The sequence below is a fragment of the Sporosarcina ureae genome, from assembly GCF_002101375.1.
GTDB classification, from domain to species: Bacteria; Bacillota; Bacilli; order Bacillales_A; family Planococcaceae; genus Sporosarcina; species Sporosarcina ureae_B.
Map to the genome: position 1 here is coordinate 2,510,984 of NZ_CP015207.1, position 21,337 is coordinate 2,532,320.

A 21,337-nucleotide genomic window follows, 5' to 3' on the forward strand; every position below is an offset into this window, starting at 1 on the left:
TCTGTATTTTTAAAAAGAGCAATTATGAAATTGATTCATTTGTATGGTATTCTTGATGTGCTTATGAAAACTGCGTATATTTTTCGTGAAAACACTTTTTATTTGTTTGAAATGATTAGTCAGCTCCTACAAAAGATTCGATTTATAAAAATAATAATAATAAATATTAAGTTTTTCGGAGGGAGGATGTTATGTCTAACATGGAGAATAATCAATCTATCTTAAGTGAAACTATTTTAATGCTTTCATCTCTAGCGAAAAAACCTTACTATAAAGAAAATTGGAATAATTTCTATTCGGATGTAAAACCAATTTTAGGAGAAGATCTTTTTTCGGATGTATACACAAGTTTTCAGGATATTGAAAACCTAAAACAAAGAGAACACAATTTAAGCTTTACATCAAGTACTTTAGAACTGATCCAGCAAATAAACCTTGAAATTTCTTCGTTAAAAAAGCTCGAGGAAGTATTAAATATAAGTGCAAAAAGATTAAAAGATGTCTCAAAAGCTCATATTATTTTTTTATTCTTAGTTGATGAAAAAAAGCCTCATAATTATATTATTAAAGCTGTGGCAGGCGCGTCTGCCCAAAATTATATAGGTTATAGATTAGACATTCGTAACTCTGTATTTGAAAAAACAATAGATGATAAAGAAATTTATATTATTGATAAATTCAATGAATCCCCAATAGAATTAGACGTATTCTCAAAGTATATAGCTGAAAATGAAGGAATACAATCTAGCATATACTCCCCAATTCTATTAAATGATCGATGCACTGGAGTGTTAGTTTTATCACGTAAAGTCCCTTATCGTTCAACTAAAGCGCATATTAAAATGTTATCTCAGTATTGCCAACATTTGGCAATTGTTATGGAAAACTCAAGGTTATATACAAAAGAATTACAAATTTCAAATTTGAATCAACAGGTCTTATATGCCACTTTGGATGAAGGCTATGCTAACACGGTGCAACGATTAGAAAAGATTATTAATTCTCCAATATTATTAGTTGATGAAAATGGGAATACGATCTATAAGACAGACAGCACTAACCCTTATCCTACATATCAATATATCCTGAAATTCCAAATGGAAATCACTCAACTAATTTTATCCATGTCGTTTGATAGATTACAAAGAAAATCTCAGAGATTACGAAATGGTAAGGTTTTAACAATCTTTCCAATAGTATTAAAGAATAAAAATGTCGGCTTTTTAATTATCCCTAGAGTTTTTGATGATCGGGATGATTTAGACATATTAGCAATTGAACAATTTAAAAATGTTATTGCGCTTAAAATAAACCAGGAAAAGTCTATCACAGAAATGGAACTTAGTTTAAAGAGAGACTATCTTTATGAACTGTTATTGGGACTGGAGTCTGAGGAGAATTTATGTAGAAAAGGGAGGTTCTTGGCGTTTAATTTTGAAGAGCCTCATAAAATTCTTGTACTTAGACTGAACAAACAATCACACGAGATGACAGATTTAGTTATAGAAAAAATAAGAAATAGGATGGACATTGCTTCCGTAGAATTTAATATGATTCACAATAATAAGTTGGTCGTAATATCACGCGAAGAAGATGCAGAAAAATTGTCGGGAAAATTATTGGAATTGCATGATTCCTTATATCCTGATTATCCAGTAACGATTGGGATTAGTAACATTGTAATTACACCTAATGATTACGTGAACGGTTACTGGGAAGCTAAAAAAGCTTGTGAATTTGGTTTACATTTTGATACTACCCAAAAGGAAATACATTTCGATGATTTAGGCATCGTTGGCATGCTACTTCAAGCAGACCACGTAGAAAGAATTAGTAGATTTAAGGAGAAATATTTAAATAAATTGATTCAGTATGATTTAGAAAGCAATACCGATTTGATAAATACGTTGAAAGTATATTTAGAAAATGAATCGGTTATCCAATCATCTGCTAAAGTTTTATTTGTACACTACAATACATTAAGAAATAGAATTAAGCGGATTGAAGAAATTCTTGAATTAGACTTAAATGATGCTCAAACGAAACTGAATTTGAGGATAGCTTTAATTATACATAAGTTAGTCAGTAACTAACTAACTGATCGTGACAACCGCTACTCAAATAACAAGTTTTATCTTAAGTAGGTAATCGAATCGATTTCACAATTGTAAGCGTCAAAAAGGTTCTTTCCATTGCTAGTTGAATTTACTTGATTCAAGTAATAATAATCTATTCCGTAGAAGTTAAAAACTATTTCTGTCATACATGATCCGTTTGATAGTTTTTAACTTATTTATGCTTTCTTCAGCTAATCCATTGTTATATGGAAGTATACACGCATTTTCAACCGCATCTATAATTCATTACATCACAAGCCATACATCGTACATAATCAAATTTCAATCTATACGAAGAATTCATTCACCATCATTCCTATTCCTGACATAACCTATAAAAGCATTGCTGAAAATAGGAAGGGGAATGATGTATGACGAGCGAATTCCATTACGGCGAGTACCAACCGAACATTCTGTTTTTAATGGTGGACCAGGATCGGTTTCCGCCTGTGTATGAAACGAAGGCGATACAAAAGTGGAGAAGAAAGAATTTAGTAGCGCAAGAATTATTACGAAAAAATGGACTTTCCTTTTTGAATCATTATGCAGCGAGTACGGCTTGCTCTCCTAGCCGGACGTCATTATATACAGGGCACTATCCTTCGTTACATGGGGTTACGCAAACGCCGGGTGCGGCAAAAGGTTCTTTCGACGCGGATTTATTCTGGCTGGATCCGAATACTGTTCCCACCATGGGGGACTATTTCCGAGCTGCTGGCTACAAAACGTTTTGGAAAGGGAAATGGCATGCGTCGGAACCTGATATTCTCATTCCAGGAACAAAAAATTCATTGCCCAGTTATGATCAAAATACAGGAGTGCCTAATAAACGGGATGAAAGGATGTATCGAAAAGCAGACCGTCTGCATGAATACGGTTTTTCTGAGTGGATTGGCCCAGATCCCCATGGTGCGGATCCGAGAAATTCCGCTTCATCTGCAGGTACCGGAACGAGTGGACGCGATGAAGTGTATGCAGCGGATACCGTGAAACTGATTAAACAATTAGATCAAGATAGAACGTGTGATAAGAAGGATACGCCTTGGTTTATTCAATGTTCATTCGTCAATCCACATGACATCGCATTGTATGGCCTGTTTTCTGCGATTTCTCCCAACTTTAATTTTGAAGTGGATCCCACACTTCCTTACATCCCACCCGCCCCAACTGTTCACGAATCGCTGCAGTCGAAACCGTCTGTACAGGAAAGTTATCGGGTCACATATCCAAAAGGGCTTCAGCCGATACATGATAATAATTTTTACCGCCAGCTTTATTACAGTCTACAAAAAGAAGTGGATCAGGAACTCCTCAATGTCCTAACCGCTCTTCAGCAGTCTAGTTTTTTGGACAATACGATCATCGTGTTTACTTCGGACCATGGTGAGCAACTAGGTGCACATGGCGGTCTGTATCAGAAATGGTATACGATGTACGAAGAATCCATTCATGTTCCTCTTATCATCCATAGCCCAAAACTTTTCGATAAAGCAGAGACTACAGACATGCTAACGAGTCATGTGGATATTCTACCTACTCTTTTAGGATTAGTCGGAATTGATGCCGCGGCTATACAACGGAAACTATCCCGCGACCACACAGAAGCACAGCCTCTCGTCGGAAGGAATCTAACCCCACTCTTTTATGGCCGTGACTATTTCTTCAGAGCAAATGAACCGCTGTATTTCATGACAGAAGATAATGTCTTCAAAGGACTTCACCAAACCAATCCGATTACCGGGCGTGCTTACGAACAAGTCGTCCAACCAAGCTCTATTGAAGCGGTCATTGCCTCATTTCAAACAGGCTGCAACAAGGAGCATGAAATTTGGAAATTTGCCCGATACTTCGACAACCCTCAATTTTGGTCGGAACCCGGAGTTAGTGATACCACACTGGTTGAGGAAGATGGGTGCTGGGTGGAGGTCGTCAAAACAGAGCCGGTTTGTGATCAATTTGAAATCTACAACCTGGCCGAAGATCCGCTAGAGACGAAGAACTTGGCTGATCCTATACATGCTTCGGAGGAATTGGAAGGGGTTCGTTGCAGATTGGAACAGTTGTTGGTGGATCAACGTTGTGAGAAACGGTTGTAGGGGGTACCAGGTCCTCACACAATTCAGACACTATTCTGCGGTGACACGATACAGTACCAGGTCCCCACACAATTTGGAAACAATTTCGATAACCATGGTGAGACTTACCAATAGAGTCAATACGCAGTCTCTGAGTATTAACAAAGCATGCAATTGAAGAAAATATGTCTGGACAATTAGAGGATACTGAATATACTACTTTAGATCATGAACCATTCGTTTCATTTACTATCGCCCCGGGAAGTCTTGAGAGAATTTGCTGAAGAGTATTGGATTGCTACAGACAACTGGCACTTTGTAAAGGCTATGATTTTAATGAGAGTAGAGAGCCTTTCTATCCTTCCTTAAAATACATTTTAGAAAGTGGCGGCCCTAATAATGAATTTGTTCATAGTATTCTCTTCTTTTTAGTGAATTCTAATGGGGAAGTTGTGGGAAAGTATAATGGTATGTCTGGTGATGAGATGAAGGTGATTATAGAAGATATGAAAGTTGTTTTAGAGTAGAGGGTGAGTGCCGAATTCCTGCACAATTTGACTGTCATGGTTTTCCTGGTCATTTATGTCGAAGAAATTGAAGAATCTACTGTAGAAAACAGAAAGAGCCCGACAATTTATTGTTAGGCTTTTTCTGTTTTCAAATATGTATGGAATGAAAAAATTACTTGGACTTTAAACTAAAAAGAATGAGGAAAATTCCTGAGAAGAGACAAACCATTCGTACTAAAGATACTTTTTCAGTAAGACCATGCAAAGCGATTCCTGTCGTCACGATTAATATAAATGGACCTACTAATGCCAGTAAAGAGTTAATATAAAACGCCTTTTCCAAATCATTGAATTTAAACATCAATGCGGCAGCTGTAAGTTCTATACTTCCTGAAATAGCTCGTAAGATGATAATGAAAAGTAACGCTCTTTCTATTATCGCCACCACGTCCTCAGATTGTATTTATACTAACTATATGCAGCACATCCGTGAATTATTTAAACTCCTCAAATACAACAGTTACGCGTGTAATTCCATGTTCGACTGGAATATATGCAATGGTATCATCGCCTACGTCCAGGGTTTCCACACAATTAAGTCTTTACTTCAGTAGTGGGTGAGGAGAGTGAGTAGAATGGGGTAGTCAGAAGAAAAGCGAGTGACTACCGCCATAGCTGATTAATCTGGAAATATTGCAAGATCTTTTTTAGACATTTTCTTCCTTCTCTTCATGGCTTTTAGCAAATAGCCGCCTTTAAACTTTCTAGGTTCATAGGTGATAATAAATGCGTTTGGCTGATATTCACTAATCATTTCATATAATCCTTCTTCTTGATTTCGCTTCGTCAAGATTTCAAGTTTGTACCTGATACTGTCCCGTCCGGTGCCTTCGAATACAGTTACGCCATAACCTTCTTCCCGAAGTTTGTCGATGAGGGGTTGGTTTAATGTAGGAATATTTACTTGAATGGCTGTATAGCCAATAGCGAGCTTTTCTTCCACCATGGTTCCGATATAGATTAATGATTCCACAGCGCCAAGGAATGTAGCTTGTGTTCTAAGCATCTTTCATTTAGTCAAAATAGTCTGCGGAGAAAGTTCAACATTTTCTTCGCAGACTATTTTGGTAGTAATAAAAAATGTTATTATTTATCAGTTGTGATATTTTGAGTGACAGGAATTTGCTGTGGTTCTATCGAAACGCTTAATGTTTTATCTTCTTTTTGTTCTACTAAAGAAGGAATGTTTCCTGTCATTCGAGTTGGAATTTCTTCCTTTGATAACTCTTTTATAAGCGCATAGCACATAAACAGCATTAAAATGGTCAGCGGGAATGATGTAATAATCGCCAAAGTCTGTATTGTAGACAAATCACCTGTTAATAAAAGAAGACCTGTAACGATTGCCATGTAGATGCCCCAAGTCGCTTTTACTTTTCTGCTAGGGTGTAGCTCTCCGTTTTGACTGATCATTGCTAGTACAAATGTAACTGCTTCGGCATTTGTGATGAAGAATAGAGCAATCAAAAGAATAGTGATAATACTCATAAACGTAGTTAATGGAAAGTATTCCAAAAAGGCGAACATACTGAGTGCATTATTTGCAAATACTTGATCGGCTAATGCCTGATAGCCAAGGTCATGTAGGAAATGCAAGCCTGTTCCACCGAAAACTGAGAACCAGATCATGCCCAATAGTGACGGAGCAAGCAGAACCCCGGCAATGAAACCGCGGATCGTCCGACCACGGGAAATACGTGCGACAAAGATACCGACCGCAGGAGCCCAAGAAACCCACCATGCTAAATAGAACACCGTGTATTCACCAAGCCATTTATTATCTTTGAATGGTTGGATTCCTAAACTCATAGAAACGAAGTCACTCATATATGCGCCAATTGAGCTGACGAACACTTGTATAATCTGAAGTGTTGGTCCAAAGAAGAAGACGAAAAGTAATAGGAAAGCGGCCAATGCAATATTAAGATTGGACACTAACTTAATTCCTTTTTCAATCCCCGAGACGGCAGCGGTGATATAGATCAGCGAAATGACGGCGATAACGATAAACTGAGTTGTCATGGTATTGGGGATGTTAAACACGTGTTCCAAGCCCGCTCCGATTTGCAAAGTACCGACTCCATAAGATGCAGCAACTCCAAATACAGTTGCAACTATACAGAAAATTTCTACGGTGTATTTGAAAGCCCTTTCATTTTTACCTTTGTAAAGGTCGATAACAGTTGAACTGATCAATGCTGGTCTGTTTTTTCTATATTGGAAATAAGCTAATGCTAGGCCGAAAATAGCATACATAGCCCATGGATGTAGACTCCAATGGAGAAAACTGTATTTCATGGCGACTGTCGCAGACTCTGCTGTATTACCTTCACCGTAAGGAGGATTTACATAGTGGTAGATCGGTTCGGCCAGTCCAAAAAATACTAAACCAATTGCCATTCCTGCAGTAAATAGCATAGCAAACCACGTCATGTTTTTATAGGTCGGACGATCAGTATCTTTTCCGAGGCGAATACTGCCATAAGGAGAGATACATAGCCATGCCAGTAACGCAATAACCAGAAAAGCGGAAATCAAGTAAAACCAACCGAAATAATCTACAGCTAAACCTAAAGCAGACGAAGCGAAGTTACCAAGAGCTTTGTTAAAGAAAAAAGCAAAAATGATAAAAACTGTAATGATTGAAATGGAAACTTTAAAAATTACATTGTCTTTTTTACTGTTATTTTGCATAGTCATCCTCCTCGAATATTGTAGTAAATCTTTCCAAAATGCCTTAATGCAATATTTCAACGTTAAAACTTATTGACGTCTTAAAGTCTATTGAATCTAAGTATTAACCACTTACGCATCCCCTTTCTCAATAAAAGAACTTGTAATTTAAATGAACAAGTTCGTATAGTGAACATATTATAAGTGAATTAGTTAGAAAAGTAAATATCTTAAAAATATTTACTTTACTTTCAAAAAAACCATTGTAAAAGAAATAGAATAATGCTATTATCTGAACAAGTTCATGAACGTGTTCATTAATTGAACTAGATCAAATAAACTAAAGGTGATGATTTCAATGAATCAACTAGAAGAGTTTATCCCTGTTGCTCTGGTTTCGGAATTTGACGATGAAGAAATGATTAGTGTGGAAGTTGATGACGAAGACATCATGATTTGTCAGGTAGATGGTCAATATTATGCGATTAATAATATTTGCAGTCATGCACATGTAGAATTATCTGATGGAGAGCTTGAAGGATGTTTTGTTACTTGTCCCCTTCATTTTTCTCAATTTGATGTCCGGACAGGGCAGCCGCAAGGTCCGCCTGCTAAAGATCCGGTAGAAACATATGAAGTCATAGTGATGGATGATCAGATATTTATCAAACTTTAATGAATGGAGGAGGAAATTTTGAGTACAAATAATCGCATCGTTATTCTCGGCGCAGGCATTGCTGGTGTGAATGCAGCTAAAACATTACTAGATCATGACTATGAGGGAAAAGTAGTTCTACTAGATATGGAGGAAAAACTTCCATATGATCGGCCCCCATTGTCAAAAGAATATCTAACGGGTGCCAAAGATCATAAAGGTATCTTGCTACATCCCGAAGAATTCTATCAAGATAGTCGAATAGAAATGAAATTAGGTAAAGCTGTAGCAGAATTGCAACCTGATAAAAAAACAGTAATTCTTGAAGATGGAGAAAAAATCAGTTTTGATAAATTACTGATTACGACAGGTTCTAAACTGAGACGCTTGCAACCATTAGATGATCAAAAGTTTGATAACGTCTTTTATCTGAAGACACAGAAGGATGCAAATCGACTGCAAGATCAATTATCTTCTATTAATCATTTGGCTATTATCGGTGCGGGTTTTATAGGGCTGGAGGTAGCAGCATCGATGCTGGCAATAGGGAAAAGAGTAACCGTATTTGAAGCTGCAAAAACGCCTTTATCTAGGGTGCTCGGTGAAGATATGGGCAATTATATCGCTTCAAAACATCGAGAAAAGGGGATTGAAATTTTCACGGATGATTATATTACACAATTTATGGGGGATTCAGCTATACATGCTGTAGAGACAAAAGAGGGTAGAAAAATAGATTGTGACGCTGTGTTGGTAGGAATAGGAGTTTCAACTGATGGTTTGCTAGTACAGGATAAACTCGATTTTAATGACGGAATCATCGTAAATGAGTTTTGTGAGACATCTGTTCCGGATATTTTTGCGGCAGGGGATTGCGCTAGATGGACTTATCCAGTCAGTGGGGAAGCCATCCGGATCGAACACTGGGATCACGCCATGAATCAGGGAGCTACCGCTGCGGTGAATATGCTGCAGCCAGGTTCAAAGCCCTTTACAACGATTCCTTATTTCTGGTCTGATCAGCATGATCTGGCCATCCAATATCTAGGGCACCCGACTCAATGGGATGAAACCGTTATGAGAGGGACGATAGAAACAGACCAATTTACGATGTTCTATTTATTGAATCAACGAGTGGTGGGCGCGTTGATTGTGAATCAGCCGGCGAACGTTTTACCTGTACGTCGTTTAATCAGCCAGGCTGTATTTATTAGCGCTGATCAACTGGGCGATGAGAAAGTTAAATTAAAAAGTATTATAAAGCAAGCTACCACAATTATATAAAAGGGGTGTCGGATATGGTTATTAATACAGGAAATACACAAGTCAATGATATGGAGTCAAATAAGAAAACGCAATTAATTGACGTAGATGTTCACTGCTTTTTAGGGTCTTTGGATGAGCTAGTGCCATATTCTGACGAATGGTTGCAAAAGATGATGAACTTCGGAAAGTTTAGCAATAGCTTTTTGACTTCGCAAACAGCGGGCGCTTTCGAATTTCCAAAAACACGCTATCATAATCCTAATCATGTGTTGCGCTTGGATGCTACAACTCCGTCTGGTGGGGTCCCCGGTTCTGATCCTGCATTTGTAGGAACCGATTTATTCGATAAATTCGAGACAACGTACGGGATATTGAACGTTGGACACGGTACGATGGCACCTTATCATAATGTAGATGTAACTACTGCCTATAGTTCAGCCTGCAATGACTGGCTGTATGATAAGTGGGTGAATGTAGATGATCGTTTCAAAATCGACATGGTTGTATCCACTGTTGATGCCGATGCGACAGTGAAAGAAATTGAACGGATTGGGAAGAAGCCAGGAGTTGTCGGAATTAATTTGCAGAATATCAATATTCCTTTAGGTAAGCGTCATTTCTGGCCAATCTATGAGATTGCTGAAGCATATGGACTGCCGATTGTTCTGCATCCGGACTCTGAAGGTTCAGGCGAATACTCTCCATCACAATATATCGGACCGGCATCTACTTATATGGAATGGCACTCATCATTGTCAATTGTGCCAATGCGACAGATTAACAGTCTGATTTGTGAAGGAGTATTTGAACGATTCCCGAAGCTGAAAGTAGTCTTCGTGGAATACGGTTTCTCTTGGATGCCACATTTAATGTGGAGACTAGATAAAAACTGGAAGGCTTTGCGAGATGAGATTCCTTGGGTGAAAATGCTGCCAAGTGAATATATTAGAAGAAACATTCGACTGGCGACTCAGCCATTCGAAGAACCTTTCCACCCGAAGGATTTGGTGACGTTAGTGGAGATGATCGATGCGGATGATATGCTCATGTTCTCTAGTGATTACCCACATTGGGATGGAGAACATACAATGGATATTTTCGCGCATTTCCCGGACGATTTAAAGCATAAAATCTTCTACAAGAATGCTTTGGAAACTTACAGATTCTAACATAGGGAGGGAAAAAAATGATCACTAAACCGAAAAATGAAATTGTCGTCTGCAAGGCGGAAGAATTGCCGAACGGTAAACGTAAAATGGTAACTATCAAGAATATGTCGATTGTAGTTGTGAATGTAGGGGGCAAATTGCAGGCATTTAATAGTATGTGTCCACATCAGGGGGCCCCGTTGGAATTCGGTTCGATTTCGGGTGTCATGGAGGCTTCCGATCCCCAGCAGTATAAATATGGTTGCCATGACAAATTCGTTAAATGTCCTTTGCATGGCTGGGCTTTTGATATGGATACAGGAAAATCGCTTTTCAGTGATAAAGTGAAGATTAAAACGTTTTCAGTAAGAGAGGAAGAGGGGTATATTCTCTTATCTGCGAAAGGAAAGCAGGAGGATGTTGTAATTTCAGATGTTCAGCACACATGTGAATAATATAAAAAATCATTCCGATTATCAGCCGGAATGATTTTTTGCATTACTTCGTATAATGGCTCATGATTTCTCGGATGTAATTCATTGTGATGGCGGTAGCTTCTTCAGGGGTATAATTGGCGCGGTTATTAAGAAGAGTTGTCAGCATGCCTTTCCACATGAGGATAGTGATATCAACGATGTTGTCTAGTTTTTCATCGGTCAGGTATCGTTTCTTGACGGCATCGGTAATTATCCCTTTGCTACGTTTGGACAGATCGTTTTCCATCACAAGCATTTTGATTTCTTCAGGCAGGTTAAGTAAGTCATTAGGATAAATTTTGTAGTATCGCTTTAATAACTCGTTTGGCTCGGAACCTAAATCAGAAATGAAGATCATGTTATAAATTTGCGGGTTGTTAAATGAATGTTTACAGAAGCATTCCCAGGAAGAGAGGTATTTCTCAAAAGGCTCCTCCTCTTTGTCCATGTATATTGACAAATCATCTATATAATCATCCAAAAACCGCAGTGAACCAAAGAAAATTAGGTGGTTAAGCTCTTCAAAATAATTATAGATTGTTGAACTGGTATACCCCGCCAATTCCGCGATCTTTCTAGCGGTAACATGCTCTATGCCTTCTTCTTCAATGACTTTCTCAGTTGCTTCGATGAAAAACTCTAGCATCCGCTTCACTTTAATTTCTCGTTTCTTCATCATTGTACTAATACCCCTTTATTTTTCTTTAAATATGTAAATAGATATTTTGAACTAAAATAAGGTAGTTGTATTGCAGTGGTTTATTTTCTGATGTTTCTTATTATTAACTACTTATAAGTATAGTGTAATAATACGGGGGAGAAATATCAAACTTTAGATGAAGTAATATGCACGGAGAATCGAGTACTAGCTCCCGATACAAATCAAGCTGGCGGCCAAATGCATACTATTATGTAGTCATGAGAGGGAAGAACCGCCAAAATATAATCGCTATTTCTAAAGCTAGTAATGATGGCGGTATACATAGTGTCCTAAACAGGTACCAGGTCCCCACACAATTCAAACACAATTCAGGTAAATGAATATAGGAATGATCATTCCCCCTATAAAGAAAAACATCAACTCCTTCCAAAATTTCGGAGTTGACGCTTTTTATAATTGAGCTATTTAAAAACAGTTTTTGCGTAAAAATCATGCGTGTTTACATATTCATGAAAAGCTCTCATACAAATATGTTATATTCTATCGAAGTAGTCAGCAACAGTTATTAGGTGTATGTAAAGGTAGTGCTACTCGCTTAAAAATGGAGGGCGCGACAAAGTATATAGATAATCTGGAATACAAAAGTGTACATATTCTACTGTAAGTTATTAACTCAGCAAACATCCTAATTTGTAAGGGATCGAAAATTACTATATACTAATTTTAGGATTATTGAACTATTAAAATAGTAGCTATAGTGTGATTACTAAGTAGAGTAATGTGAAAAATGGAGGTTGTAATATGAATCAAGATATTCTCTTGCGCAATAATGTTAAAGTCACTGGAAAAGGTGACAAGACCATTCTATTTGCGCCTGGATTCGGATGTGATTTGAATGTGTGGAGCTTGACAACGCCTTACTTTGAAGACGATTTCCAAGTGGTTTTATTCGATTATGTCGGTTCGGGGCAATCTGATTATCAAGCGTATAGTGCGGAAAAATATCAAGATCTTCATGGCTATGCACAGGACGTACTTGATGTGTGTCATGCTTTGGAGTTGAAGGAAGTGATATTCGTCGGGCATTCTGTCGGGGGTATTATTGGTACGCTGGCGGCTATTCAGCAGCCTGATTTATTTGAACATCTTATATTGATAGGCCCTTCTCCTTATTACTTAAATGAAATACCCGATTATTACGGTGGGTTTGAGAAGGAAGATTTAGAAGGGTTGATTCAGATGATGGATATGAATTATATCGGCTGGGCGAATTATCTAGCGCAAGTCATTATGAAGAACCCCGAAAGACCGGAACTGTCACAGCAATTGGAGAATAACTTCTGCTCGACGGATCCAGAAGTTGCCCATCGTTTTGCGATTGCGACTTTTTTCTCTGATCATCGTGAGGATATAAAGAAGATACTAGTGCCATCGCTCATTCTTCAGTGTTCGGATGATAGTATTGCACCGGTGGAAGTAGGGCATTATATGCACCGTCACCTCCAGAACAGCACGCTGAAAATTATGGATGCGACAGGGCACTGTCCTCATATGAGTCATCCAGAAGAAACCGTTCAGCTGATTAGCCATTATTTGACTTCTGTATACAAGAGTCTTGTCACAAATGGATAGACAGCTAGATTGTGCGCCGTTCGGTTATTTCACACTTGATGATGCAGGGATGATTTTTGAAGTCAATCAAACGCTGCTTAGTTTACTTGGCTACCAGCTTCATGAGGTACAGGGGAAACACATCAATCTAATATTGCCGAACGCAAGCCGATCTTTTTACCAGCTGTACTTTTTTCCGATGATTCGATTACAAAATAAAATAGAAGAGATGTTTTTTTCATTTAAGTCTAAAGATGGTCAGGAAATATCTGTGCTATTGAATGCATTGCGTCATGAACGCGATGGAAAGGTGTTCAATGACTGTGCATGTCTGCGCATGAAAAATAGAATCGAGTATGAAGAAGTAATTCTGGCGGCAAAAAAAGAAACAGAGGAACGCAATTTACTGAAAGTGAAGCAAATAGCAGAGTTGGAGCGTTTACAGATCGAGTTGGAGTCAAAGCAGAAAAAGTTATTGGCGGTAAATGAGACGCTTCTCGAAATGGCCAATACGGATGGACTTACAGGTCTCAGGAACCGCCACTATCTACAAGACTGTCTTTCTTCTTATTTCACGTCCCATACCGAACAGTCTTTGACTCTTTCTTTTCTGTTGATCGATATAGACTTTTTTAAAAACGTCAATGATACATATGGTCATTTGACGGGCGACAGCATATTGCAGAAGTTGGGAAACTTGTTGAAGGAAGAATCCAGAAATGAAGATGTGGCTGCTCGTTACGGGGGAGAAGAATTTGCTGTAGTCCTCCCAGCAACAGGAAAAGTGGAAGCTTTAGAAATGGCGGAGAGAATTCGTTGCCGAGTCGAGAAGGCAGACTGGAATACTTATGGTGTTACCGTCAGTATTGGGGTAGCGACCAAGATGCCAGGAGATACAGAGAATTCCTTGCAGTCTAGGGCGGATTGGGCATTGTATAATTCAAAAGATAATGGACGGAATCGGATTACGTTTGGTTTGTAGGGGGAAGATACGATACGGTACCAGGTCCCCACACAACTCCCACACAATTCGGGTAATTGAATATTGCGATACGGTACCAGGTCCCCACACAATTCCCGCACAATTTGGATAATTGAAAATGGAAAAGGTAAAGGAGTCTTTTGATCGTGAAAACGATTAAAGAAGGTATCAGGTTCTTATACAATTGCTAGTATATTTATACTACAGTAGGAGAATAATATTATTTTATAAATTTATATTCTGAAAACTAGTAATAATCTATTCAATAGATAAAATAGACTAGCAAAATAGATTTCTTACTGTAAAATAAAGAAAAAAGAACACCGGTGAGAGATTCGAATGAAGATTTGATGGATGATGTCTGTCTAGTTTAAGGTCTTTATGATAGTGATGGCTCAGTACAAGTTGTAAAAATGAGAGTGGGACAAAGGGGAGAAGAGATTATGATGAAATTTACGAAGAAAGTTGTACCGGCACTACTAGCGTGCAGTATTGTTTTACTGCCGGTCCAATCAACCGAAGCGGCAGCAGCGAAGTTTAAGAATTGTACGGAGTTGAATAAAGCATATCCTGGCGGCGTTGCAAAGAATGCTAGTGTGAAAAATAAAGGTGGTAAGACTAAACTGAAGCCTACTGTCGCGGCTAGTATATATAACTCACACACAAAACTTGATCGAGATAAAGACGGGATTGCTTGTGAGAGATAAAGCAGTAGCGATGTTTCAAAGAAGGTAACAGGTCACCACATAATCCCATATGAATCGTCTATCGTGTCATGTGGAAGTGATACCGGTCTCTATATAATTAAAAGGTTTTCCGATCATGGATAGGATCGGAAAACCTTTTTGAGTTTTATACTAACGAATCATCACGGTCGATTCATTAGTCGTTGGCAGCCGGAAGTGTGAAGTTTTGGTCCGGATAAATCAAATCGGGATGTGTAATTTGATTTTTGTTTGCAGAGTATACCGCTTGAACTTGCCGTGAAATTTCTGTGTTCGTCTGCTTGTTAGGATAGTGCGTTTTGACGATCATCCACAGATTGTCGCCTCGTTTTACAGTATAGGCTAACGGGCTTGGCTGTTGTGTTTTTTCACTTGTAGTTTGTTTGTCGCGATTGTTTACAAGTTCCGTCGTTATGCTGAGACCACGACCGGAATCAATACTGCTGTCGCCGAATGTATAGATCGTTGAATAGTCGGACGGGATCGTGCCATCTGCAATGGCTTCGGCAAATGGGTTCGGTTCTCCGTTGTAGATATTCTTGAACTGGCCGTCTTCGGTTTCTATATCTTTATTTAGTAGATAGGCTGCCATGTGGCGGTGCGTTTTGTTGCTTACGTGATATTCGTCATACAAGTAAAAATCATTTGGCTCAAATCCTGCAGTTTCAGGCGTGTAGTATTTGCTATCGGTAGAGTAGAGACCATAGCCGCCGTATTTTTCCTCTTCTTTTGTAGTCGGGAACACATCGCTATTATCTTCAGAAGCCACTGCGTAGCCATATGCTGGGACCCAGTCAGAAATTAAATAGAAGCCCATACTTTTGTAGCCGAATTTTTCGAAACCTTGTTCGTCGATGTTTTCCTTGAGTTGCTGATTATGTCCATATAGAACATGGACATCGTCTGGCGTAGAATCTGACGCTAGATAGTCATTGATTTTTTGGACGGTTTGTTGATTTCTTATGTCTTCAAAATCGGTCAACTCTTTGCGGTCATCTTCATAGCGGTTAGGTAGCAGTATGTATTTCGCACCGCCTTCTATTAGATTTTGCACCATTTTCAAAGAAAAGTCGCTAGCCAGTTCTGCAGTGCGATCTGCGCCTAGATCTTCTACTGCATAGGTATCATTTCCACCTACGCTTATGATGTACAGAGCGTCTGGATCGATTTTGCCGTTATGTTCTGCGAGAAATGTCTTCACTTGCTGGTCAGCGCTCCAGCCTTTTAAGAAAGTAGAATAGTTGGAACGTTCATCGTCGCTACCTTCTGTTCCAAATAGGACGCCTGAAAAAGCACCGCCAACGGCATAGTTTGTCAAGTTGTCATAATCTCCGGTCAATGCCTTGGCTAGATATTCCGGAAAGACACGCCCGTTAGAGTAGCGTCCATTATAATAGTAATCGCTTTCCGCTTTTACATAGATGCCGTCTTCCGGGTCATACCCTTCGGCTGGTTGTGCCGCTAACCCTGTTGTAGCAGCTGACACACTTAATAAGAATGCCAAAAGTAATGCTGCCCATGATTTGTTTTTCATGTTATCCCCCTGTCTGATAGTTAGAATCGTGATGCGTTGTGCATACGAAAAAGTTTTCTGACTTTTTCGTACTAGAATAATATAGCATGAATACTGAAAAGTCTGCAAAATTAAATGTTATTTATAGGATTCGAATTTTATTACACTATATGCAAAGTCGAGATTTATCTCGCCAATAGCTTTATTCGTTAAATTCTTTAATCATATGAAAAACGCCAATCCCTTTTGCGGATAGGCGCTTTTCGCAATACTCAAGCAAGTGTTTATAGCTAAATTCAAAGAACTAATAATTAAGTGTTTCTAGTCATCTGGGATATCCTTAGATCAACCTATTCCATCAATCTTGCAAGGGAAGTTTTATGAATACATTATATTCATTCAATACTTTCAGGTAAAATTTGACCACCATCTACTACAAGTGTTTGCCCGGTGATAAAGTTTGCCTCCTTAGAAGCGAAGAAAGTAGCAGCATGTCCTATGTCGTCTACAGTTCCTAAGCGTTTAAAAGGTATTGCGGCAGCCATAGAATTCAAATACTCTTCACCCAGTCCATCCAAACCTTCTGTGAGGATATTACCCGGTGAGACAGCGTTAATTGTGATATTATAATTGGCCAACTCCAGTGCGGCTGTTCTCATGAAGCCGAGTTGTGCGGCCTTACTCGCGCCGTAATGTGCCCATCCAGCATAGCCGGTAATAGGTCCAGTGATGGAAGAAGTTAATATGAAACGTCCGTATTCAGCTTTTTTTACATAAGGCATAAACGCTTTAACTGTAAAAAAGGTACCTTTGGAGTTAATGTTTTGTACGTGATCCCATTGTTCTTCGGTCATATCCTCTATGGTAGCGGATGGGAAAATCCCCGCATTGGCACAAACAATATCGATACTACCAAAATCCCCGAGAATAGTTTGTGCTGTTTTCTCTAATGAATGTAAAGAAGTTACATCTGCGGTGTAAGCGCTAACATTATTGTCGTTATTTTTTAACTCATTTGCGGTTTCTTGACCTTGTGTTAAATCACGAGAGATGATGGCGACATTAGCTCCTTTCTCAGAAAAGACTTTTGCAATTCCTTTACCAATCCCTTTACTTCCACCTGTTACTACCACTGTTTTTCCTTCAAATTGACTCTTCATTCTATCATCCTCCTAAAATTGTTTAAAAATCGTCTATTAATAAGAAGTATAAATGGGGAATTTGAATATCCCGTTAAATCCACAGTGAAATGTTGTATTTTGTGGATTTGAATCATAGTATCATTAGTGGAATTTTTAGTCAATCGGCTATATTTATTCTTTTACTAGTCGTCACATTTTTTGGGAATACTATAGCCTAATGTGTTTATTGAAAGGTTATAGCTTAGAGTAGACATTATCGTGATTACAAAATCGACCATAAAACTATGACCAGTATAAAGTTTTAAAAGATGAAATAATAATTTATTTAATTCTGAATTTTCTATTGACTAATTGGAATGACGATGATATTCTTTGATAAATCCACAACAATCAAAGAGAATACACAATCGCTGATGGTTGTCATTCGATTCTTGTGATGGAGTCTATTATACTGTGAATGTGAGGTGTTACACACATAAGCGGAATAGGAGACTGAATTATGTCATTATCATTTGAAGATAGAAAAAAAGTTATTTTAGAAGCATTAGAGCGAGATGAAAAAGTATATGTGCCTAAGCTAGCAAGTGATTTTCAAGTATCTGGAGAAACGATTCGAAGAGATTTAGATCGTCTTGAGAAAGAAGGGATTTTAAAGAAGGTTTATGGTGGTGCTGTTAAAGAGAAATCTTCATTAGAGCTTCCGTTTGATTTAAAAGCAGATATTCTACGTTTTGAAAAAGATGCTATATGCAAAGCGGCTGCAGAATTAGTTGAAGATGGAGATAGTGTAATTATTGGACATGGCACTACAACAGTAGGAATTATCCCTAATTTAGCTACTAAAAAAAATATCACCATCATCACACCGTCAGTACCCGTATTGTTAGCTACTATGGAACATTTTCATGGGAAAGTGATCTTTGTTGGAGGTGAGTATGAAGCAAACCAAAAATTCACAAGTGGTCCTTTATCTACTTCTATTCTAAATCAATTAAAAGCTAATAAAGCTTTTGTAGCTGCAGGAGGTTTATCTATTAACGAAGGTATGTCTGACTATGATTTGCAGGGAGCGAGTAGTTCGAGGCAAATGATGAATCGGGCAGATGAGACGATAATACTTGCCGATCACTCGAAGTTTGGAAGGACAACATTTGCTCATATTTGTTCATTGAAAGATATATCCATGATTATTACGGATAAGAAGTGTTCTAATGAGTGGAATAACGTATTAGAAGAAAGTGGAATTGAATTAATTGTAGCGAATGTGGAATGTTGAAACTTCAAATTCTAGTACGTTATGGTATCTCTCCAAAAAGTTTCATGATAATGAAGAGAGTTCTGCTATAACGTTTAATTGATAAAATAATTTCTAAGTAAAGGTGGAGATAGAAGTAATGGAATATAACATGAGTAAATCAGCCGTTTTAGATAAATCTATTCAGTATTGGAATCCCGGTAAAACGAAACAATGGCAAACTGATGGTGTCGATTTGGTAATAGGTAAACGTGAAGATTATTATCTGTATGATATGGAAGGTAAAAAGTTAATGGACCTTCATTTAAATGGTGGAACGTATAACCTAGGACATAGAAATCAGGAGATTATTTCATCATTAAAAGAAGCAATGGATTATTTCGATATCGGAAATCATCATTTCCCTTCGACTGCTCGTGCACAGTTGGCTGAGCAGTTAGCTAAGTGTACTCCAGATAATCTTCGCTACTCCATACTTTCAAGTGGCGGTGGAGAAGCTATAGATGTAGCGATTAAAAGCGCACGTTACGCAACTAAAAGAAGAAAAGTAGTTTCTCTTAAATATGCCTATCATGGCCACACAGGAATAGCAGTTTCTTTAGGAAATGAACGTTATTCAAAGTTGTTTTTGAGTGAAGGTAGCCCCGATGATGTAGTCAATGTTTTATTCAATGATTTAAATGAAATGGAAAGAGCGCTATCCAAAGAAGATGTAGCGTGTGTAATCATTGAGACAATACCAGCTACATACGGTTTCCCTTTACCTGACCCTGGTTATCTAGAGGGGACAAAACGTTTATGTGAGAAATACGGTACTTTATACGTTGCCGATGAAGTACAAACAGGACTTTTGCGGACTGGAAAACTGTGGGGCTTTGAACATCATAATATCAAACCCGATATCATGGTAACTGCAAAAGGTCTAAGTGGTGGAATATATCCTATTGCAGCTACTATCGTCAGCGATAGAGTAGGTCAATGGATGAATGAAGATGGCTTCGCACATATATCTACATTTGGTGGATCGGAACTTGGCTGTGTCGTAGCTATGAAAGTATTAGAGATCTCTCAGCGCACCGAAACTATAGAGAATGTGGATTATACTGCACGATATTTACGTGCTGGCCTGGAAAGAATAAAGAATCAGTATTCGGATCAATTCACGGGGATACGTCAAAAAGGAGTCATTCTTGGCCTGGAGTTCAATAAAACGGATGGTGCTAAAGATATTATGAGGTCATTGTATGAAAATGGAGTATGGGCTATTTATTCCATGCTTGATACAAAGGTTTTACAATTTAAACCTGGACTATTGTTAGATCAACGCTATTGTGATGACTTGTTGAATCGTGTAGAGACGAGTATTGGTCAGGCTGTTCGGAAAATGTAGAGAGATGTAGAAAGGGGGATTTTGAAGATGGGTAATACGAGTGCGAATACATGGGATCGGTCAGTTGAATTTTTTAATCAAGTGTCGCAAAAAGCGAAGGGTATGTATGAGGGGCTAGATGACTTTTCAGTCAGGCTCCTAGATTACTCTGAAAATGCTACTTATCTAGTGGAAAATACGGTAACAGATGAAAAATACATCTTACGGGTTTGTCGACCAGATTATCATAAGAAAGTTGAAATTGAAAGTGAAGTTAAATGGTTACAATCCATTGATGAACATACAACCATCATGGTTTCGAAGCCTATTCTAGGTTCAAATAATGAATTTTTGCAAACGGTTACATTAGAAGGAGATAATCGAGAATATCATTGTGTGCTATTTACATTTCTTGAAGGCGAAACACCGGATGTCGATAATGAAGAAAAATTAATACGGATATTTCGAGAAATCGGAAAAACTACTGCGCAATTTCATCAACATTCTATTTCTAATTATGCTAAGTTTGAAGAAATTAAACGTCCTATTTGGGATTACGATAATTTGTTGGGTGAACAACCTAAATGGGGAAGGTGGCAAGACGGCAGAGGAATCACTCCAGAACGTGAGCAACTTTTAACGCGCGTTTCAAAAACGATTAAATCTCGTTTGGAGGATTTTGGTAAGGGTCCTGAATTTTTTGGTTTAATTCATGCGGATTTACGACATGCCAATCTTCTTATTGATAACGAGAAAAAAATCGTACAAGTGATTGATTTTGATGACAGTGGCTTTGGCTGGTACTTATATGACTTGGCTACGTCCTTGTCCTTTATTGAACATCGTTCCTACGTTCCCAAACTGATAGAAGCTTGGCTTGAGGGGTATAGGGAAATACGTTCATTATCCGCGAAAGAAGAAAGAGAAATTCCAACATTTATTATGATGAGGAGATTGCAACTCATTGCTTGGATTGGTAGCCGCGATAATGAGACTGCCGAAGAACTCGGAGCTGAATATTCAGTTGAAACAGATGACTTGGCCGTTTCATACTTAAAAGAGTTTGAATATTCCAAATAGGGCAATCCGCAAACCGGAAA

The 21,337-nt window shown here is 38.2% G+C and carries 18 protein-coding genes; 12 read left to right on the forward strand and 6 right to left on the reverse strand.

Translation table 11 applies throughout. The features are described from left to right. The first annotated feature begins 200 nt into the window (after positions 1-200). Positions 201-2,093, forward strand: a complete 1,893-nt coding sequence (locus tag SporoP8_RS12415; RefSeq protein WP_198166014.1) for a helix-turn-helix domain-containing protein — start codon at positions 201-203, stop codon at positions 2,091-2,093. Positions 2,094-2,488: 395 nt separating this feature from the next. Continuing rightward, positions 2,489-4,213, forward strand: coding sequence for a sulfatase family protein (locus SporoP8_RS12420; RefSeq protein ID WP_085132792.1), 1,725 nt, complete (start codon positions 2,489-2,491; stop codon positions 4,211-4,213). 660 nt (positions 4,214-4,873) lie between these two features. Here SporoP8_RS12420 and SporoP8_RS12430 read toward each other — a convergent pair. From SporoP8_RS12430 to SporoP8_RS12440, 3 genes are all read right to left on the reverse strand, one after another. Next, entirely contained in the window at positions 4,874-5,149 is a 276-nt protein-coding gene (locus SporoP8_RS12430; RefSeq protein ID WP_157111262.1) for a YqhV family protein, read from the reverse strand. 231 nt (positions 5,150-5,380) lie between these two features. Next, on the reverse strand, positions 5,381-5,767 hold the full coding sequence (locus SporoP8_RS12435) for a DUF2179 domain-containing protein (RefSeq protein ID WP_085132795.1): 387 nt from the start codon (positions 5,765-5,767) through the stop codon (positions 5,381-5,383). A gap of 80 nt (positions 5,768-5,847) precedes the next feature. Further along, the gene (locus tag SporoP8_RS12440; RefSeq protein WP_158233683.1) at positions 5,848-7,455 is read right to left on the reverse strand and encodes a BCCT family transporter; all 1,608 of its coding nucleotides are present in this window, start codon (positions 7,453-7,455) and stop codon (positions 5,848-5,850) included. 337 nt (positions 7,456-7,792) lie between these two features. On the opposite strand from SporoP8_RS12440, the gene SporoP8_RS12445 reads away from it, so the two are divergent. From SporoP8_RS12445 to SporoP8_RS12460, 4 genes are read left to right on the forward strand one after another with little or no spacing between them, the layout of a single operon-like run. After that, positions 7,793-8,110, forward strand: coding sequence for a non-heme iron oxygenase ferredoxin subunit (locus tag SporoP8_RS12445; protein WP_085132797.1), 318 nt, complete (start codon positions 7,793-7,795; stop codon positions 8,108-8,110). 18 nt (positions 8,111-8,128) lie between these two features. After that, on the forward strand, positions 8,129-9,373 hold the full coding sequence (locus SporoP8_RS12450) for an NAD(P)/FAD-dependent oxidoreductase (protein ID WP_198166015.1): 1,245 nt from the start codon (positions 8,129-8,131) through the stop codon (positions 9,371-9,373). A gap of 14 nt (positions 9,374-9,387) precedes the next feature. Continuing rightward, a complete protein-coding gene (locus SporoP8_RS12455; RefSeq protein WP_085132799.1) occupies positions 9,388-10,524 on the forward strand; it encodes an amidohydrolase family protein in 1,137 nt (378 codons plus the stop codon). 17 nt (positions 10,525-10,541) lie between these two features. Next, positions 10,542-10,958, forward strand: coding sequence for a Rieske (2Fe-2S) protein (locus SporoP8_RS12460; RefSeq protein ID WP_085132800.1), 417 nt, complete (start codon positions 10,542-10,544; stop codon positions 10,956-10,958). Positions 10,959-11,001: 43 nt separating this feature from the next. Here the strand turns inward: SporoP8_RS12460 and SporoP8_RS12465 are convergent, their stop codons facing one another. Beyond that, positions 11,002-11,658: a TetR family transcriptional regulator gene (locus SporoP8_RS12465; protein WP_232319154.1), complete on the reverse strand. Its 657-nt coding sequence runs from the start codon at positions 11,656-11,658 to the stop codon at positions 11,002-11,004. A gap of 783 nt (positions 11,659-12,441) precedes the next feature. Between SporoP8_RS12465 and SporoP8_RS12470 the strand changes: the two genes are divergently transcribed. The 3 genes from SporoP8_RS12470 (at position 12,442) to SporoP8_RS12480 (ending at position 14,940) form a co-directional block, all read left to right on the forward strand. Next, complete coding sequence (locus tag SporoP8_RS12470) at positions 12,442-13,272, forward strand: alpha/beta fold hydrolase (RefSeq protein ID WP_085132801.1); 831 nt, start codon at positions 12,442-12,444, stop codon at positions 13,270-13,272. Continuing rightward, on the forward strand, positions 13,265-14,233 hold the full coding sequence (locus SporoP8_RS12475; RefSeq protein WP_085132802.1) for a sensor domain-containing diguanylate cyclase: 969 nt from the start codon (positions 13,265-13,267) through the stop codon (positions 14,231-14,233). Before SporoP8_RS12470 ends, SporoP8_RS12475 begins: the two co-directional genes overlap by 8 nt. A 446-nt stretch (positions 14,234-14,679) precedes the next feature. Further along, complete coding sequence (locus SporoP8_RS12480; RefSeq protein WP_369823650.1) at positions 14,680-14,940, forward strand: excalibur calcium-binding domain-containing protein; 261 nt, start codon at positions 14,680-14,682, stop codon at positions 14,938-14,940. A 175-nt stretch (positions 14,941-15,115) separates the two neighbouring features. Here the strand turns inward: SporoP8_RS12480 and SporoP8_RS12485 are convergent, their stop codons facing one another. Continuing rightward, entirely contained in the window at positions 15,116-16,492 is a 1,377-nt protein-coding gene (locus SporoP8_RS12485) for an SGNH/GDSL hydrolase family protein (RefSeq protein ID WP_085132804.1), read from the reverse strand. Between the two features lie 374 nt (positions 16,493-16,866). Next, complete coding sequence (gene fabG / locus SporoP8_RS12490; protein WP_085132805.1) at positions 16,867-17,631, reverse strand: 3-oxoacyl-ACP reductase FabG; 765 nt, start codon at positions 17,629-17,631, stop codon at positions 16,867-16,869. Between the two features lie 481 nt (positions 17,632-18,112). Here fabG and SporoP8_RS12495 point away from each other — a divergent pair, with 481 nt between their 5' ends. The 3 genes from SporoP8_RS12495 (at position 18,113) to SporoP8_RS12505 (ending at position 21,317) form a co-directional block, all read left to right on the forward strand. Beyond that, positions 18,113-18,889 carry a DeoR/GlpR family DNA-binding transcription regulator gene (locus SporoP8_RS12495; protein ID WP_085132806.1) on the forward strand — a complete coding sequence of 259 codons (777 nt, stop codon included), beginning with the start codon at positions 18,113-18,115 and terminating at the stop codon, positions 18,887-18,889. Positions 18,890-19,007: 118 nt separating this feature from the next. Next, positions 19,008-20,258, forward strand: a complete 1,251-nt coding sequence (locus SporoP8_RS12500) for a class-III pyridoxal-phosphate-dependent aminotransferase (RefSeq protein WP_085132807.1) — start codon at positions 19,008-19,010, stop codon at positions 20,256-20,258. Between the two features lie 27 nt (positions 20,259-20,285). Then, on the forward strand, positions 20,286-21,317 hold the full coding sequence (locus SporoP8_RS12505) for a phosphotransferase enzyme family protein (protein WP_085132808.1): 1,032 nt from the start codon (positions 20,286-20,288) through the stop codon (positions 21,315-21,317). Positions 21,318-21,337: the final 20 nt, after the last annotated feature.